15 protein-coding genes are annotated in these 15128 nt (G+C 60.3%); 13 read left to right on the top strand and 2 right to left on the bottom strand.

Going from position 1 to position 15128, the window contains the following annotated elements:
• Positions 1 to 2 precede the first annotated feature (2 nt).
• The 6 genes from F4V43_RS07225 to F4V43_RS07200 all read left to right on the top strand — a co-directional run bounded on the left by F4V43_RS07225 (position 3) and on the right by F4V43_RS07200 (position 4856).
• Complete coding sequence (locus tag F4V43_RS07225; RefSeq protein ID WP_150457560.1) at positions 3 to 737, top strand: SDR family NAD(P)-dependent oxidoreductase; 735 nt, start codon at positions 3 to 5, stop codon at positions 735 to 737.
• A gap of 86 nt (positions 738 to 823) precedes the next feature.
• Complete coding sequence (locus tag F4V43_RS07220) at positions 824 to 1240, top strand: MarR family winged helix-turn-helix transcriptional regulator (protein WP_150457559.1); 417 nt, start codon at positions 824 to 826, stop codon at positions 1238 to 1240.
• 90 nt (positions 1241 to 1330) lie between these two features.
• Positions 1331 to 2272 (top strand): SMI1/KNR4 family protein, encoded by a 942-nt coding sequence (locus F4V43_RS07215; RefSeq protein WP_150457558.1) that lies wholly within the window; start codon positions 1331 to 1333, stop codon positions 2270 to 2272.
• A 160-nt stretch (positions 2273 to 2432) separates the two neighbouring features.
• Positions 2433 to 3029, top strand: a complete 597-nt coding sequence (locus tag F4V43_RS07210; protein ID WP_150457557.1) for a TetR/AcrR family transcriptional regulator — start codon at positions 2433 to 2435, stop codon at positions 3027 to 3029.
• Positions 3030 to 3062: 33 nt separating this feature from the next.
• Complete coding sequence (locus F4V43_RS07205; protein ID WP_150457556.1) at positions 3063 to 4505, top strand: DHA2 family efflux MFS transporter permease subunit; 1443 nt, start codon at positions 3063 to 3065, stop codon at positions 4503 to 4505.
• Between the two features lie 66 nt (positions 4506 to 4571).
• Positions 4572 to 4856 carry an alpha/beta-type small acid-soluble spore protein gene (locus F4V43_RS07200; RefSeq protein ID WP_150457555.1) on the top strand — a complete coding sequence of 95 codons (285 nt, stop codon included), beginning with the start codon at positions 4572 to 4574 and terminating at the stop codon, positions 4854 to 4856.
• A 179-nt stretch (positions 4857 to 5035) separates the two neighbouring features.
• On the opposite strand, the gene F4V43_RS07195 is transcribed toward F4V43_RS07200, so the two are convergent.
• Entirely contained in the window at positions 5036 to 5839 is an 804-nt protein-coding gene (locus F4V43_RS07195; RefSeq protein WP_150457554.1) for an aminoglycoside N(3)-acetyltransferase, read from the bottom strand.
• Positions 5840 to 6071: 232 nt separating this feature from the next.
• On the opposite strand from F4V43_RS07195, the gene F4V43_RS07190 reads away from it, so the two are divergent.
• From F4V43_RS07190 to F4V43_RS07160, 7 genes are all read left to right on the top strand, one after another.
• On the top strand, positions 6072 to 6590 hold the full coding sequence (locus F4V43_RS07190) for a hypothetical protein (protein WP_150457553.1): 519 nt from the start codon (positions 6072 to 6074) through the stop codon (positions 6588 to 6590).
• Complete coding sequence (locus F4V43_RS07185; RefSeq protein ID WP_150457552.1) at positions 6566 to 7141, top strand: hypothetical protein; 576 nt, start codon at positions 6566 to 6568, stop codon at positions 7139 to 7141. The genes F4V43_RS07190 and F4V43_RS07185 overlap by 25 nt, the downstream gene beginning before the upstream one ends.
• 190 nt (positions 7142 to 7331) lie before the next feature.
• Positions 7332 to 8345 carry a LacI family DNA-binding transcriptional regulator gene (locus F4V43_RS07180; RefSeq protein WP_150457551.1) on the top strand — a complete coding sequence of 338 codons (1014 nt, stop codon included), beginning with the start codon at positions 7332 to 7334 and terminating at the stop codon, positions 8343 to 8345.
• Positions 8346 to 8554: 209 nt separating this feature from the next.
• Positions 8555 to 9970 (top strand): ABC transporter substrate-binding protein, encoded by a 1416-nt coding sequence (locus tag F4V43_RS07175; protein WP_150457550.1) that lies wholly within the window; start codon positions 8555 to 8557, stop codon positions 9968 to 9970.
• A 114-nt stretch (positions 9971 to 10084) separates the two neighbouring features.
• On the top strand, positions 10085 to 11167 hold the full coding sequence (locus F4V43_RS07170; RefSeq protein ID WP_150457549.1) for a carbohydrate ABC transporter permease: 1083 nt from the start codon (positions 10085 to 10087) through the stop codon (positions 11165 to 11167).
• Between the two features lies 1 nt (position 11168).
• Positions 11169 to 12263 carry a carbohydrate ABC transporter permease gene (locus tag F4V43_RS07165; protein WP_150457548.1) on the top strand — a complete coding sequence of 365 codons (1095 nt, stop codon included), beginning with the start codon at positions 11169 to 11171 and terminating at the stop codon, positions 12261 to 12263.
• A 25-nt stretch (positions 12264 to 12288) separates the two neighbouring features.
• Positions 12289 to 14661 carry a glycoside hydrolase family 65 protein gene (locus F4V43_RS07160; RefSeq protein ID WP_223879810.1) on the top strand — a complete coding sequence of 791 codons (2373 nt, stop codon included), beginning with the start codon at positions 12289 to 12291 and terminating at the stop codon, positions 14659 to 14661.
• A gap of 64 nt (positions 14662 to 14725) precedes the next feature.
• On the opposite strand, the gene tlp is transcribed toward F4V43_RS07160, so the two are convergent.
• A complete protein-coding gene (tlp, locus tag F4V43_RS07155) occupies positions 14726 to 14950 on the bottom strand; it encodes a small acid-soluble spore protein Tlp (protein ID WP_150457547.1) in 225 nt (74 codons plus the stop codon).
• Positions 14951 to 15128 lie beyond the last annotated feature (178 nt).

Here is a 15128-nt window from a genome sequence, read left to right as displayed (position 1 = left end):
ACATGGGCAAATTAGACGGCAAGATCGCAATCATTACTGGAGGAGCTTCAGGCATCGGAGAACGAATGGTCGATCTGTTCAGCCGCGAGGGAGCCGTTGTCGTAGCCGCAGACATCAACGAAGCTGCGCTTGAGAAGGTCAGCCAGAAGCCAAATGTGCATGGAATGAAGCTCAATGTGACGTCCGACGACGACTGGGCGGCATTGGCTAAAGAAGTGAACGAGAAATTCGGGCAGATTGATATTCTGATCAACAATGCAGGCATCTCTTCGGAGAAGCCGTATTCCGATATTACGCTGGAAGATTGGCAGAAAATGCTCGCCATTAACGGCTTCGGGCCTTTTGCCGGCATCAAGCATGTGGCGCCTTATATGGCGGCCCGCAAGCAGGGCGCGATTGTTAACATTTCCTCTTACACCGCCCAGATCGGCCAGGGCTTCAATCACTACTCCGGCTCCAAGGGAGCGGTCCGGGCCATCTCGAAGGCGGCTGCTACCACCTTCGGCAACCAGGGGATTCGGGTCAACACGCTGTTCCCCGGAATTATCGAGACCCCGATGACCGAGGCGCTGAGCTCTTCCAAGGAACTGCTGACCCATCTCATCCAGGCGACGCCGCTGAAGCGTCTCGGCCAGCCGGAGGATGTAGCCCGGGCGGCTCTGTTCCTGGCGTCGGACGACGCCTCCTACATTACAGGCGCCGAGCTTGTAATCGACGGTGGATTCTCGGCCCAATAACAGGTATCATGACGGTTAAGCGAGTAACAGGCTCCTAATGCGCGCATTAGGAGCCTGTACAGTATATAGCATGCCGGGGGAGACCTATGGAAGAGCAGACCATATTTGAAATCATCCACAATATGGACAAGGTGACGAACCATCTGATTATTAAGTGGAACAAAATGTTCGATCAGGACCTCGGAATTTCGCATATTCTCGTCCTGGCCCATCTCAGGGACAGCGGCCGCAGCCGGCCGTCGGACATCGCCAAGGCGCTCGGTCTGACGCCGGCGACGCTGACGCATCTGTCCGGCAAGCTCAGCCGCAAGCGCCTAATCGTCCGGTCCGCGGATGAGGACGACCGGCGGATCGTCTATCTGGAGATCACGCCCGATGGACTGGAGATGCTCCGCCGGGCGGATCTGGAAGGCCGCCGTCTGCGCGGGAGGCTCTTCGAGAGGCTGAACGACGAGGAGAAGCGGCAGCTGCTGGCGATCTTTGCGAAGCTGAGCGCCGAATAGGCGGACGGCAGGCGCGCATTCGGACGGACTGGAGCTTCCTTGCCGGGAAATGGTATAATTCACGCATACTGAAGTGGCGGAGGCATGGGGATGAACGAGGAGCTGCGCGAACGTCTGGAGACGTATCACGAGGAAGATGATTACGAGAGCATTGTAGAAGCGGTGCTGGAGATCCCGGAGGAAGAGCGGGATTACGAGATGGTCAGCCATCTGGGACGGGCGCTGAACAATCTGGAACGGTATGAAGAAGCGCTGGAGCAGTTCCATGCCGTCCGGGAAGAGGGCAAGGACGACCCGCTGTGGCATTACCGCACGGGACTTGCGCTGTATTATCTGGGGCGCTACGACGAGGCCCAGCGGGAGTTCACCATTGCCGACTTCCTGGAACCGGGGGACGAAGATACCCTGGAGTTCCTGCAATGGATCCGGGAGAAGAAGGGGCCGGAACGCGCGCCGGAGCCGGTGCTAGCCTCTGACAGTGCAGCCAGGCTGGAGGAAGCCGTTGTCCCGGCAGAGCCAACCGCTTGGGGCGAGCCGGACGGTGGACCGAATGCCGCCGGCTTCTGGGATGATCTTCATCCCGATGCGGAGCGGTATGTCATGGAGCCGCCGTCCGACGAGCGGGTCGCGTCCGTGGAAGAGGCGCTCGTCTTCAAGCTGCCCGCCGCCTATGTATCGCTCATGAAGACGCACAACGGCGGCATTCCGAGAAACCGGCTGTTCGTGCCCGAGGGCGCGGAAGACCAGGCGGTGGTTATCTCGGCCATTCTGGGCATTGGCCGGGAGAAGGATCACTCCCTCTGCGGCTCGCTGGGCAGCCGGTTCCTGATGGAGCGGGAAGGCTACCCGGAGTTCGGCGTCATTATCGCCGAGTGTCCGGGAGACAGCGGGGTTGTGATGCTGGATTACCGGGAATCGGACAATGACGGCGAACCCGAAGTGGTGCACGTCGCCAAGGGTCGGCCGGGCAAGATTACCCGGCTGGCGCCCGATTTTGACAGCTTCATACAGGGACTTGTCCGTCAGCCGTGATAGAGCGGTGATCGGCACGGCGAGGGTACCGGGACAGCCGGCTTCCATAGGGAGCCGGCTGTTTTGACGTATCCGCATTTTGAAGGAGAACCCCTTGACTTATAAATTATTTTTTTGGTAAGTTAAACAGACCGGTTGGTCTGGGAGGAGGAGACGAATCATGGCCGCAGCTACAAGAGCGCTGATTATTGAAGTGTCCACCCGGCTTTTTCAACAGAAGGGGTATATTGGAGTTGGTCTGAACGAAATTCTGAAGGCGTGCCAAATCTCGAAGGGCTCGCTTTATCACCATTTTCCGGGGGGCAAAGAGGAACTGCTGATCGCCTGCCTTCAGACCTTGAACGATGCCATTACCCAGGATGCAGAAGCAATCTTCGCGAGAAATTCCGGGACGCTGGAGGCGTTGGAAGATATGATCGGGAAGCTGACGGCCGACTTCGAAGCGGGCGGGACCCTGATGGGCTACACGTTCAGCAGCATGGTCAGCGAAATGGCATCCTTGAGCGATCCGGTAAGGCACGCCTGCGGGCTGCTGTATGCCCGCTTGCAGGACGTTTACGCCCGCAAGCTGGAGGGCGACGGATATCGCGCGGAAGAAGCCGCTTCCCTGGCGCTGCTGATAAACGCAGCCATTGAGGGTGGAATGCTGCTCAGCCTGACGCAGCGGTCGGCAGAGCCGCTGAAGAGAGCGGCAGGCACGTTGTCGGCGCTGCTCTGGAGGGAACGGGGCAGCGGAAAGCCGCGAAGAAATCCCTAATGAACGCAATGAAGCAAAGGAGCATACCAAGAAATGAATCAACGGATCCAATCCGGTCCCGTTATGGCCGCGCTGCTGGTGGCGGGCTTTGTGGGACTGTTCAGTGAGACGGCCCTCAATATTGCGCTGGGGGACCTGGGCCATATCTTTGAGGTCAATGCTACGGTAATTCAGTGGCTGGCTACCGCCTATTTTCTGACGCTGGGTATTCTGGTGCCGGTAACCGGCATTCTGATGCAAAAGCTGACGACCCGGCAGATGTTCATCACCGCCGTCGTACTGATGCTGGGAGGCACGGTGCTGGCGGCGCTGGCGCCTGTCTTTCCGGTGCTGCTGGCAGGGCGGGTCATCCAGGCGGCGGGGCTTGCGATCAATCTGCCGCTGACGCAGAATGTCATTTTCACTATTTTCCCCCCGGCGAAACGAGGCGCGGCTATGGGAATTATGGGGCTTGTCATGCTGGCCGGTCCGGCACTGGGACCGACGATCGCCGGTCTGATCCTCGACACGCTGTCCTGGAACTGGATCTTCTGGGTCACCGTTCCGTTCCTGCTGTTCTCGCTGGTCTTCGGCCTGAAATATGTGCCGAATCTTCATGAAGTCCGAGAGGTCAGAGTGGACGCGTTGTCCATCGTGCTGTCCACCCTCGGCTTCGGCGGCCTCGTCTACGGCGTCAGCATCGCCGGAGAGAAGGGATGGGGCGGCGCCGGGGTTGTCCTTGCGCTAATTCTCGGCATCCTGGGTCTTCTGCTCTTCACGGTCCGCCAGTTGAAGATGAAGACCCCGATGCTGAACCTGAAGGCTTTTCAGTATCCGATGTTCGTAGTCGGGGTAGTGATGGGCTTCATTACCTTCTTCAACATGCTGTCCATGCTGGTGATCCTGCCGCTCTACATGCAGGGGACTCTGCTGGTCGCCGCGTTCACGACCGGCCTGGTGCTGCTGCCGGGAAGTCTGCTGAACTGCGTGCTGGCCCCTGTGATCGGCCGGCTCTTCGATAAATACGGACCGAAGGCCGTCGTAACGCCGGGTACGCTGTTCGTGGCCGCTGCCTATGCGATCTACGCGCAGTTCGGAGCGGATACAGCACTGTGGCTGATTGTAGCTGCCCATATTGTAATGATGATCGGCGTCGGCGCCGTGCTGGCCAACGTCCAGACGAACACACTGAATTCGCTGCCCCGAGCCTACTATCCTGACGGCATCGCGCTCACACAGACTGTCCAGCAGGTAGCCGGGGCGATCGGCATCGCCGTGATGGTATCGGTATTCTCCGCCCGAAGCGGCGAGTTGTCGGGCGCTCCCGGCGGCATTGCCGAGGCGACAGCGGCGGGGTCCTCCCGCGTGTTCCTGATTGGCCTCATTCTGGCCGCCGTCAACGTGGGATTATCGCTGCTGATGAAGAAGCCGGGCGAGGTCCGGGTCAAGGCCGGGAAGACGGAGAGCGCCGTCTGGAAGGAAGAAGAAGCGCTCTAGGGCGTATGAACGGCCCGGCTTCGGAACAACCTAGGGGGAACATTCCACCCCGGGGAGGTCTGAAGAATGGCAAGGCGAAGAAGAACATATGCCGTGTCCGGAGCGGAACAGGGCATGCAGGCATTCAAAGCCGAGACGATGAGACGGGAAGGCTATCCGGTCGATCCGGCCCGTCCGGACGAGGTCAAGTACGAAGTGGCCCGGGACCTCGGCGTTCCGCTGCAGCCCGGCGGCAACGGGGGCTTGACCACCGAATCGGCGGGCCGGGTCGGCGGCCGGATCGGCGGTTCCATGGTCCGCGAAATGATCCGGCTTGCCCGGGAGAGCCTGGCGGACCGGTCGCCGCAGTAAGGCCGGCGCTTCCGGCCCGGCGCTGGCCGATTGTCCGGGCCGCCAATGCTACCAAAAGTCCCTGCCGCGGTTGCGGCAGGGACTTTTGGCGCCGGGACAGAAACCGGATCAGAAGAGCAAGGGGCTGGAGAAGAGGAAGCAGATCACCCGTTAATCGCAGCAGGAGCCTCCGCCTGCCGTCAGCGCCGGTGCTCTTCCATCCAGGCGGCCGCCCAGTCCACGAAGGGACGCTGCTCGAAGAAGCGCACCTCTGCGCCTCCGATCCGGTGGATCGGGGTCCCCTGCTCCCGTTCGTACGCTTCGCCCAGCTCGGTGAAATCGCTGTCATTTACCTCCAGCGTCGGATAGGTGACCCAGCGCCGGACCCCGTTCTCCATTATGGCGCTGCTCTCCTCGACGAGGCGCTTGGAAGGGTACGCCGCCCGGGTCTCGGCCAGATGCAGCGACGTGTTCTTGTCATGGCCCACGCCAATCAGCAGCACATGCCCGCCGAGCTGATACAGCTTATCCAGCGGCGACCCGCTGCCGAAGATGTTGCGGAGATCATGCCCGCCGGTGAGATGCCGGGCTTTAGGGCCGACTGCGGCGAACGAGCGCGCCGGATGGTCCGAGCGGGCCGCTCCCGGCCAGGTGCGGAGCATTTCCGCCGCCTGCCCCATCCCGATGGCCGGCGTAAGGGCCGGGTCGTAGGCGGGCCAGTGTTCGCGGATAATCGGCCGCCACGCCGCGGGGAGATCTCCGTGGACGCCGGTGTCGGGGTCGAGGTTCTTCCAGGTCTGCGAAGGCATCATCAGCGTGCCTTCGGGACCGAGCACCGTCAGCAGAGCGCGGATCAGCGTCTCGGCGCCGCCGACTACGAAGCCGAGACGGCTCAGGGAAGCGTGGGCGATGACGGTCTGGCCTTCGGCCAGTCCGCAGGCCCGGAACTCCCGGATCAGGTCGGGGAGGGTCAGAATCGGCTGTCCGCTTGCATAATCGGTCATTCAACAATCATCCTTTCGCGGGGAGATGGCACGCGAAGCAACCCCGCAGCGAAGACTGCGGGGTTGCTTAGCTCGGAGGATTCCGGGAAGCATAGCCCTTCGGTTGGGATGTCCGGAACCCGCCGGACCTCTACTTCTGATTATAGCGCATAACGCCCGAAAGAATACCTTTTTGGACCCATATCCGGATATAATGGATTCAGATATGCAGTAAAGACAGGGGGAAGAAAGATTGTCGGGTCAAATTTCGCTGATTATTTCGATTGTGACGTTCTTCTTATCAATGGTGACGGTCGTGTTCACGTACCGGTTCAATCGGATTACCATCCGCAACTCGGCCAAGCAGGAGCATCAGAAGATGCTGCTGGAAGTCAATAAAATGATGATTGCCGATCCGTGGCTGTGGACAATCTACGACGATCACCCGCTGACGGCCAGCCGGCCCTCCAGCGAAGAGGACCAGGCGCGCAAAGAGTCGCTGATTTATTATTACCTGAATTACTTTGATGTCATTTATGAGTTCTACAACAAGCATATCATCATGAACCGGACAGATAAGGAGACCTGGCGGGCCTGGCGGGAGTATATGGAATCCTTTCTGCGCCGCTCTTCGCAGGCAAGGGACATTGTAGAGCGTTCCTATCCGCTGTACGAACGGGAGCTGTCCGGTTTCTACGCTTCGGTTCTTCGCAAGCTGGAAGAGGAGCGGGAGAAGGAGGTGCAGGAATGGAGCAGCCGGGCTGGCGCCTGAGAAAGCCGGAAGCCGGCGACATCGACGCGATGCTGGAGCTGAACTATGCCATTTATCCCGAGGAATGGCATGTGGACCGGAGCTATGTGGAGAAGGTGATGAGCCTTAATCCCGAGGTATACAATGTGCTGGAGACACCGGAAGGAATCCAGGGCATCTTCAGCCTGTTCCCGCTTCCGCAGCCGTCGTATGAGCGGATGCTGCAGGGAACGCTGGAGGAGGATGAGCTGACGGCCCATCTGCTGGATTACCGCAACCCCGGTCCGGTGTGGCTCTACCTGATTTCCCTAATCGTGGACATTCGTTCCCCGCAGCGGCGGGCCTATGCCCGAAGCCTTATCCGGGCCATCCCGGACGAGCTCCGGCGTCTGGGGGCCGCTGGCATCGACGTCCAGGAGATCGGGGCCATTGCGGTTACCGGCGACGGCGACCGAAGCCTTCAGCGGATTGGCTTCGCCGCCGCCGGCACCGTCCCGTTCTACGGCCGGGACTACCCGGTCTATCGGGCCCGGCCGGAGGATCTGTACCGGGCCATCGGCGGCCCGGAGTAGGGGCGCCGCGGAGGAAGACCGCTTCGGCGGGGCCGGAGAGGTCCCTTGCCAAGATAAAATGTAAGCGCTTAAATTTCTGTTGCCATCGGAAAGATATCCTGCTATAATTCGGGTTGAAAAGGTTACCAAAGCAGTTGCCAAAACACTAATCGCAGCCGGAAACACGACTTGCAGAAAGAAGAGCTTTAGCATGAAAGCAACCATTCGAGACGTGGCCCGACTGGCCGAAGTATCCATCAGCACTGTGTCGCGCGTCATGAACGCGCCGGAGACCGTCGTCGCCAGCAAGCGGGACCGGGTACTCGAGGCGATCCGGCAGCTTCAGTATCAACCGAACGCTTTTGCCCGGGGGCTAATCTATAAGAAGTCATTCACGCTGGGGCTGCTGATTCCCGACATCGAGAACCTGTATTACGCCGGCATTATCCGGGGCATGCAGGATGCCTGCAACAAGCTGGGGTACAGCCTGATGATCTCCAACACCGACCGGGACCAGGAACGGATGCTTGCCTATATCGACGCCTTTCACGAGAAGCAGGTGGACGGCATTGTGCTGGCAAGCGACAGGCTTTATCCCGAGTACCACGAGCGATTGACCCGTTGCCGCATCCCGTTCGTGCTGCTGTCTACCCACTCCGACGAGCACGAGGTGCCGAGCATTGAAGTGGACGACGAAGCGGCCGCCTACGACGCCGTGAAGTTCCTGATTGACCTCGGCCACCGGGAGATCGGCATGATCGGCTTCAGCCACCATGATTCCATCGCAGGCCCTCCGCGGTACGCCGGGTTCGTCCGGGCCCTTGCCGAAACGGGGCTGGAAGACAACGCCGGACGGGTGAAGAACGCGAATCACCGGTTCGAGGAGGCCTATCAGGCCGCGCATGAGCTGTTCACTGCCTATCCGTCTCTGACAGCGGTATTCTGCGTCGCCGACGAGTTCGCCATGGGCACGATCTCCTACCTCAAGGACCGGAACATTCTGGTGCCGGGTCAGGTATCGGTCATCGGCTTCGACAATCTGCGGATGGCGGGCATGTTCATCCCGAAGCTGACGACAATTGCCCAGCCGATCTACGAGCTCGGCTACCGGGCGGCGGAGAAGCTGCACGAGCTGCTGACGACGGGGAAGGTAGAAGTGCTGCGCGAGAAGATGCCGCACCGGCTGATTGTCCGGGAATCGTCCCGGGAGAGAGGTGCCCCTTGAACAAGGGCTTTTCTCCGGACTTTGTGAAAAGCTTTTCAATCCAACGGTTCGTCAATGGTTGACTTAGACTCTGACAAGGAGGTGATCCCGTCCATCGCACGGGTGTGCCCGGGCCATAAGGACCGGGCGGGAAGACCGGCGGCGCGCCGGCTTCCGGAGACGTTGGCAGGCCATTCTCACCAAACCACCAAAAGGGGATGTATGGGAAGATGACAAAAAAGACAGGACGCAGACTTTCGACACTGGCAGCGGTTGGCCTTTCCTTATCTATGCTGGCAGCTGGCTGCGGCAATAATAACAACAACGCTTCGCCGAGCACGGCTCCGGCCTCCGATGCGGGAACGCCTGCGGCCAGTGCGGCTCCGGCGGCCAGCGCGGCCGCTTCGGCCGACAGCCCGCTCCAGAAAGCGCTGAACGGCGAATATAAAGGCAAGAAAGTCACCATGTTCGGCCCGTTCGTGGATGCCGACCAGAAGAAATTCGAGAAGAGCATCGAGGACTTCGAGAAGAAGACGGGCATTGATATTCAGTACGAAGGCTCCAAGGAGTTCGAGGCCACGATCAACGTCCGCGTGGACGGAGGCAACGCGCCGGATATCGCCGACTTCCCGCAGCCGGGCCTGCTGGCCGCCATCGCCAAGACCGGCAAGGTGATCGACTTGAACCAGGTGCTGGACCCCGAGAAGCTGAAGACCAACTACAATAAGAGCTGGCTGGATATGGCGACGATGGACGGCAAGAGCGGCAAGATTATGGCCGGCATCTGGAACCGCAGCAACGTGAAGAGCCTGGTCTGGTACCCGAAGAAGCAGTTCGAGGAAGCGGGCTACACCGTACCGCAGACATGGGATGAATTGATGACGCTTACAGAGCAGATTGCCAAGGACGGCGACCCGGCCTGGGCGATCGGCATTGAGAGCGGCGCGGCTACCGGCTGGCCGGCAACGGACTGGATTGAGAACATTATGCTGCGTACTACGACGCCGGAGAATTACGACAAGTGGGTCAAAGGCGAACTGCCGTTCACTTCTCCCGAGGTGAAGAATGCGGCGGAGATCATGTCCAAGATCTGGATGAACCCCGACTATGTGTACGGCGGGACGAAGTCCATCGTCACGACGGCCTTTGGCGACGCGCCGAAGCCGATGTTCGAGAATCCTCCGAAAGCCTGGTTCAACCTGATGGGCAACTTCATTACGAGCTTCTTCCCCGAGACGGCCAAGGTCGATGAAGACTATGACTGGTTCTACCTGCCGCCGATCGACGAACAGTACGGCAAGCCGGTACTCGTAGCGGGCGACATCTATGCGATGTTCAGCGACCGTCCGGAGGTGCGGGCTGTCATGGAATTCTTCACAACGGGCGAGTCGATCAAGAGCTGGGTCGAGTCCGGCGGCGTCATTGCGCCGATGAATGACGCTTCGCTCGACTGGTACCAGTCGGAATCCGACCGCCGCATGGCCCAGCTGGTGCAGGATGCCACGACGCTGCGGTTCGACGGCTCCGACCTGATGCCGGGCAAGGTAGGCGCCGGCAGCTTCTGGAAGGGCATGACCGACTATGTCAGCGGCACGGCGACGCTGGACCAGGCGCTGCAGCAGGTCCAGAATGGCTGGGACAAATAGAACCGGCGCCTGCTAGGGCCGGAGCCAAGGGAATAACGAGGGGGGCGGAGGCGGGAAGGCCCCGCCCCTTTTGTATAGGGACCGTCATTCAAGCAACCGATAGGAGGAGCGCGTATGGAGACACAAGCCAAGCGGGGAGTCCGCCCGCGGGCCGTGCTGATATCCGTGGGCATACTGCTGGCCAACATTGCGGTCAACGGACTGATCTTCAAGTTTTTCCGGGACTCCACCCTGAACCCGATTGTAACGGCGCTGCTGGCTGTGCTGTGGGGCATTGTAGGCATCTACCTGATTTATTACACCCTGAACTATGCGGCCGAGCAATTCTCCGACGCGGTCCGCCGCCGCATCCTCCCGTTCATCTTCGTGGGACCCGCGGTGCTGCTGCTGGGCTGGCTGCTGGTGCTTCCGGCGCTGCGCACGCTGTACCTCAGCTTCTTCAATGCCTCGTCCGACAAGTTCGTCGGGCTCAGCAACTACGCCGCGATCTTCAGCGACCGGCTGCTCGGCACAGCCCTGCGCAACAACCTGCTCTGGGTGTTCGTCGGCACGCTGGCCTGCGTCGCCTTCGGCCTTCTGATTGCCATCCTGGCCGACCGGAGCAGCTATGAGCGGGTGGCCAAGTCGATCATCTTCATGCCGATGGCGATCTCTTTTGTGGCAGCGGGCGTCATCTGGAAATTCGTGTATTACTATCAGCCGGGCGACGAGCAGATCGGTCTGCTGAACGCTATCGTGACTTTCTTCGGCGGACAGCCGCAGGCCTGGACCAGCATGCTGCAGCCCTGGAACAATTTCTTCCTGATTCTGATTCTGATCTGGATGCAGACGGGATTTGCGATGGTCATCTTCTCCGCTGCGATCAAGGGAGTGCCGGACGACATTCTGGAAGCGGCGCGCGTGGACGGCTCCGGCGAAGTCCGGATTTTCTTCCGGATCATCATTCCGTTTATCTCCAGCACCATTCTGACGGTAACAACCACCATTATTGTCTTCACACTGAAAATTTTTGACGTCGTCATGGTCATGACGGGCGGTCAATACGATACAGAGGTCGTCGCGACCCAGTTCTACCGGCAGTTCTTCATGTACCGCAACTTCGGCTACGGCTCGACGCTTGCCATTGTGCTGCTGATTGCGGTCCTGCCCGTTATCCTTATCAATCTGCGCCAGTTCCGCAAGCAGGGGGGGTTCTGATATGGTCGGCACCAAGAAGAGAAAAGGCAGCAAGACGGTCGTCAATCTCGTGCTCGGCGTCATCTGCTTCATCTGGCTCATTCCGACGCTCGGCCTGCTGATCTCCTCGTTCCGTCCGGCGGCGGATATTCTGGAGACCGGATGGTGGAAGGTGTTCCCTCACCAGGAATACAAGGCGTCCGGAGATGTCATCAAGCTGTCCAAAGACGTGGATCTGCGGGGACCGATTGAAGTCAACGGCAAGACGTACACCGACGCCCAGCTCAAAGCGGGGGTGATGCAGGACGGCAAGCGGCTCATGTGGGAGAATCGCCGGGCCCGCACCGTCAGCGTGATGACCGAAGGCTGGGTGACGAAGCCGGAATTGACAACGGATAACTACAAAGCGGTGTTGTCCGGCAAGGAGTACAAGCTGAAGAACGCCGACGGCAGCGTGACGACGGAGAAAGGCACCGGCTTGTCCCAGGCGTTCTGGAATACGCTGACCATTGCGGTGCCGGCTACGATTATTCCGGTATTGATCGCTTCCTTCGCCGCGTATGCATTCGCCTGGCTGCGCTTCCCGGGCCGCCGGACGATGTTCGTCACGATTATCGCCATGCTTGTCATTCCGCTGCAGGTGGCGCTGATCCCGGTTCTGAAAGACTACACGGCGCTCGGCCTGAACGGCAGCTATCTCGGCATCTGGCTGGCCCATACGGCGTTCGGCCTGCCGCTGGTCACCTACTTTATGTACAACTTTATCAGCCAGCTGCCGAAGGACCTGTTCGAGTCGGCCTTCATTGACGGCGCCAGCCATTTCACCATCTTCAGCCGGCTGATTCTCCCGCTGTCGGTGCCGGCGCTGGCGTCGATCGGGATCTTCCAGTTCCTCTGGGTGTGGAATGACTATCTTGTCTCGCTGATCTTTATCGGCAACCAGCCGGATGTGCAGGTCATGTCGATGAAGATTGCCGACCTCGTCGGCTCCCGCGGCAACGACTGGCACCTTCTGACCTCTGCGGCCTTTATCTCGATGCTGATGCCGCTCGCCATCTTCTTCCTGCTGCAGAAATACTTTGTCAGAGGCCTCATGGGCGGATCGGTCAAAGGCTGACGAACGGAAAGGAGTCCGGACGATTATGAAAATGAAACCCTACATCCATCCCGAACCGCTGTATCCGTACCGGGACTGGACTCTCGAAGAAGAGAGATACGAGGACGAAGAGAATCAGCGCAGCGAGAGCCTGTTCGCCATCGGCAACGGCTATATCGGGATGCGCGGCAATCTGGAGGAGGGCTATCACGGGGAGCGGGGAACGTCGGTCAGCGGCAACTATCTGAACGGCTTCTACGATGCCGAGCCGATTGTCTATCCCGAGGGCGCCTACGGCTTCGCGGTGGTGAACCAGGCCATGCTGAACGTGGCGGACGCCAAAATCATCGGCCTCTCCGTCGAAGGCGAGACCTTTCATCTGAACACCGGAACCGTGCTCGCCTACAAGCGCACGCTCGATATGCGGCGGGGCATCCTCCGCCGGGAGGTGGACTGGGAGTCGCCGGAGGGCCGCCGGGTCCGATTGACCCTTACCCGGCTGGCCGCATTCGGCAACAAGCACCTGGCCGCCATCCGCTATGAGGCCAAGGCGCTTAATTTCGACGGCACGCTGACCTTCGCCTCTGCCGTCGACGGGACCATTGCCCGCCCGCTGAATACGGAGGGCGATCCCCGGCTCGGGGCCGGGGGCGGGCTGCCGAGCCTGCTGCCGGAAGGAATGGAGCACGGCGGCGCGTTCTCCTGGGTGCGCCAGCGCACCCGGCATACGCGGTTCGTGCTGCTGACGACGATGAGCCATGAGCTGTCCGCGCCGCCGGGCTTCGAGCGAAGCCGGACAGCGGCGGAACAGCGGCTGACCGAGGAATTCCGCGTCCCGCTCCGAAGCGGCGAGACGGCGGTGCTGACCAAGTACATTGCTTATCATACGTCGAGGGATTACCCGGAGGAAGAGCTGCTGCCAAGAGCGGAAGCGCTGCACCGGATGGCGGTCCGCGAGGGCTTCGAGCCGCTGCTTGCGGCGCAGAAGGCGTATCTGGACGACTTCTGGAAACGGGCGGATATCGAAATCGAGGGCGACCCGGCGCTTCAGCAGGGCATCCGGTTCAATGCTTTTCAACTGCTGCAATCCGTCGGCCGGGACGGCGTAACCAATATCGGAGCCAAGGGACTTACCGGCGAAGGGTACGAGGGCCATTACTTCTGGGACACCGAGATGTACATGATGCCGTTCTTCACCTTCACCATGCCGGAGATTGCCCGCAAGCTGCTGGAGTTCCGCTATCATACCCTGGACAAAGCGCGCGAACGCGCGGGCATTATGGCGCAGAAAGGGGCGCTCTATCCGTGGCGGACCATTGCCGGAGAGGAGAATTCCTCCTACTTCCCGGCCGGAACGGCGCAGGCCCATATCAACGCCGATATCGCTTATGCCATCCGCCAGTACGTGCTGGCGACGGGGGACACCGCGTTCCTCGTGAACCAGGGGGCGGAGATGCTGTTCGAGACGTCGCGGTTCTGGGCCGACCTCGGCCATTTCAACCCGGCGCGCGGCGGAGCCTTCTGCATTGATGCCGTTACCGGACCGGATGAATATACGGCGATCGTCAACAACAACGCCTATACGAACCTGATGGTCCGCAGCCAGCTGGAGTATGCGGCCGATACGGCCGATCTGCTGCGGGAGTCCTACCCGAAGGAGTATGAGCGGCTGGCCGAAGCCATCGGGCTCACGGAAGAGGAGCCCCGGCTCTGGCGGGAAGGCGCCGCGCGGATGTTCATCCCCCGGGAGGAGAAGCTCGGGATCATCGCCCAGGACGATACGTTCCTGACCAAGAAGCGCTGGGATTTCGAGAACACGCCGGCGGACAAGTACCCGCTGCTGCTGCACTATCATCCGCTGGTCATCTACCGTCATCAGGTATTGAAGCAGGCCGACGTTGTGCTGGCGCTGTTCCTTCTGGGCGAGCAGTTCACCCGGGAGGAGAAGGTGCGCAATTACGCCTATTATGAACCGCTGACGACGCATGACTCTTCCCTGTCGCCCTGCATTCACAGCATCGTAGCGGCCGAGGTCGGGGAGCTGGAGAGCGCGTACGGGTATTTCGACCGGACGGTGCGAATGGACCTCGACGACATTAACCGCAATGCCAAGGACGGTCTGCATACCGCAGCCATGGCCGGTTCCTGGATGTCCATCGTCCACGGCTTCGGCGGCCTGCGCCTGCCGGGCGGCCAGCTCTCTTTCCGGCCGCGTCTGCCTTCACAGTGGCAGAGCTGCCGGTTCCGCATCTCCTTCCGCGGTTGTCTGCTGGAGGTGCGCATCGGCCGGGAAGAGACGGACTACACGCTGCTGGAAGGCGAAGAGCTGGAGCTGCGGCATGGCGACCGGCCGGTCGTGCTGAAGGCTGCCGAGCGGCCGTCGATGGCTCTGCCCTCCATGGAACCTCCTGCTGAATGAATAACGGCGTCCGGCTCACCTGAGTGAATCAGGTGGGCGGGACGCCGTTGGCGCTTGAACGGGCCTATTCTTCGCTGTGCCGGGCCTCGTCCTTGACTTCCTCTCGGAAGCCTTCAATACTCTCGCGGCGGCGTTCGTTCTTGGCCTCGATCTGGCTCTTCTCCTCACCGCCGATTTCGGAGGCGAATTCGTTCAAGTATGATTCGGCTTCATGCAGATTCTGCTGCGTATTCTGGATATTCTTCTGCAGATGCGCCACATTGTCGGCGCGGTTGTCCGGCTTGGCCATGGGAGATCGCTCCTTGCACTCAAATTGCGCCCGGGATGGGCGCTAAAGGATAGCTTGATCCCAGGCGGAGCCTTTTATGCGAAAGATGCGGGAGACCCCGGGCAGTTCGCCGGGTTTTCCGGCTTTTTTGCCGGATTTAATAAGAATTTAAATCTAATTAATTTGTAGGGTTAATCCG

Source organism: Paenibacillus spiritus, assembly GCF_008710135.1.
Lineage (GTDB): Bacteria > Bacillota > Bacilli > Paenibacillales > Paenibacillaceae > Paenibacillus_AQ > Paenibacillus_AQ glufosinatiresistens.
The sequence above is the reverse complement of the archived record's forward strand: the minus strand, read 5'-3'. Positions and strand labels throughout refer to the sequence as shown.

What these genes read in the sequence shown, in the direction of transcription:
- F4V43_RS07225 (WP_150457560.1), top strand. Translation starts at nt 3, where the DNA reads ATGGGCAAATTAGACGGCAAGATCGCAATCATTACTGGAGGAGCTTCA.
- F4V43_RS07220 (WP_150457559.1), top strand. Translation starts at nt 824, where the DNA reads ATGGAAGAGCAGACCATATTTGAAATCATCCACAATATGGACAAGGTG.
- F4V43_RS07215 (WP_150457558.1), top strand. Translation starts at nt 1,331, where the DNA reads ATGAACGAGGAGCTGCGCGAACGTCTGGAGACGTATCACGAGGAAGAT.
- F4V43_RS07210 (WP_150457557.1), top strand. Translation starts at nt 2,433, where the DNA reads ATGGCCGCAGCTACAAGAGCGCTGATTATTGAAGTGTCCACCCGGCTT.
- F4V43_RS07205 (WP_150457556.1), top strand. Translation starts at nt 3,063, where the DNA reads ATGAATCAACGGATCCAATCCGGTCCCGTTATGGCCGCGCTGCTGGTG.
- F4V43_RS07200 (WP_150457555.1), top strand. Translation starts at nt 4,572, where the DNA reads ATGGCAAGGCGAAGAAGAACATATGCCGTGTCCGGAGCGGAACAGGGC.
- F4V43_RS07195 (WP_150457554.1), bottom strand. Translation starts at nt 5,839, where the DNA reads ATGACCGATTATGCAAGCGGACAGCCGATTCTGACCCTCCCCGACCTG.
- F4V43_RS07185 (WP_150457552.1), top strand. Translation starts at nt 6,566, where the DNA reads ATGGAGCAGCCGGGCTGGCGCCTGAGAAAGCCGGAAGCCGGCGACATC.
- F4V43_RS07180 (WP_150457551.1), top strand. Translation starts at nt 7,332, where the DNA reads ATGAAAGCAACCATTCGAGACGTGGCCCGACTGGCCGAAGTATCCATC.
- F4V43_RS07175 (WP_150457550.1), top strand. Translation starts at nt 8,555, where the DNA reads ATGACAAAAAAGACAGGACGCAGACTTTCGACACTGGCAGCGGTTGGC.
- F4V43_RS07170 (WP_150457549.1), top strand. Translation starts at nt 10,085, where the DNA reads ATGGAGACACAAGCCAAGCGGGGAGTCCGCCCGCGGGCCGTGCTGATA.
- F4V43_RS07165 (WP_150457548.1), top strand. Translation starts at nt 11,169, where the DNA reads ATGGTCGGCACCAAGAAGAGAAAAGGCAGCAAGACGGTCGTCAATCTC.
- F4V43_RS07160 (WP_223879810.1), top strand. Translation starts at nt 12,289, where the DNA reads ATGAAAATGAAACCCTACATCCATCCCGAACCGCTGTATCCGTACCGG.
- tlp (WP_150457547.1), bottom strand. Translation starts at nt 14,950, where the DNA reads ATGGCCAAGCCGGACAACCGCGCCGACAATGTGGCGCATCTGCAGAAG.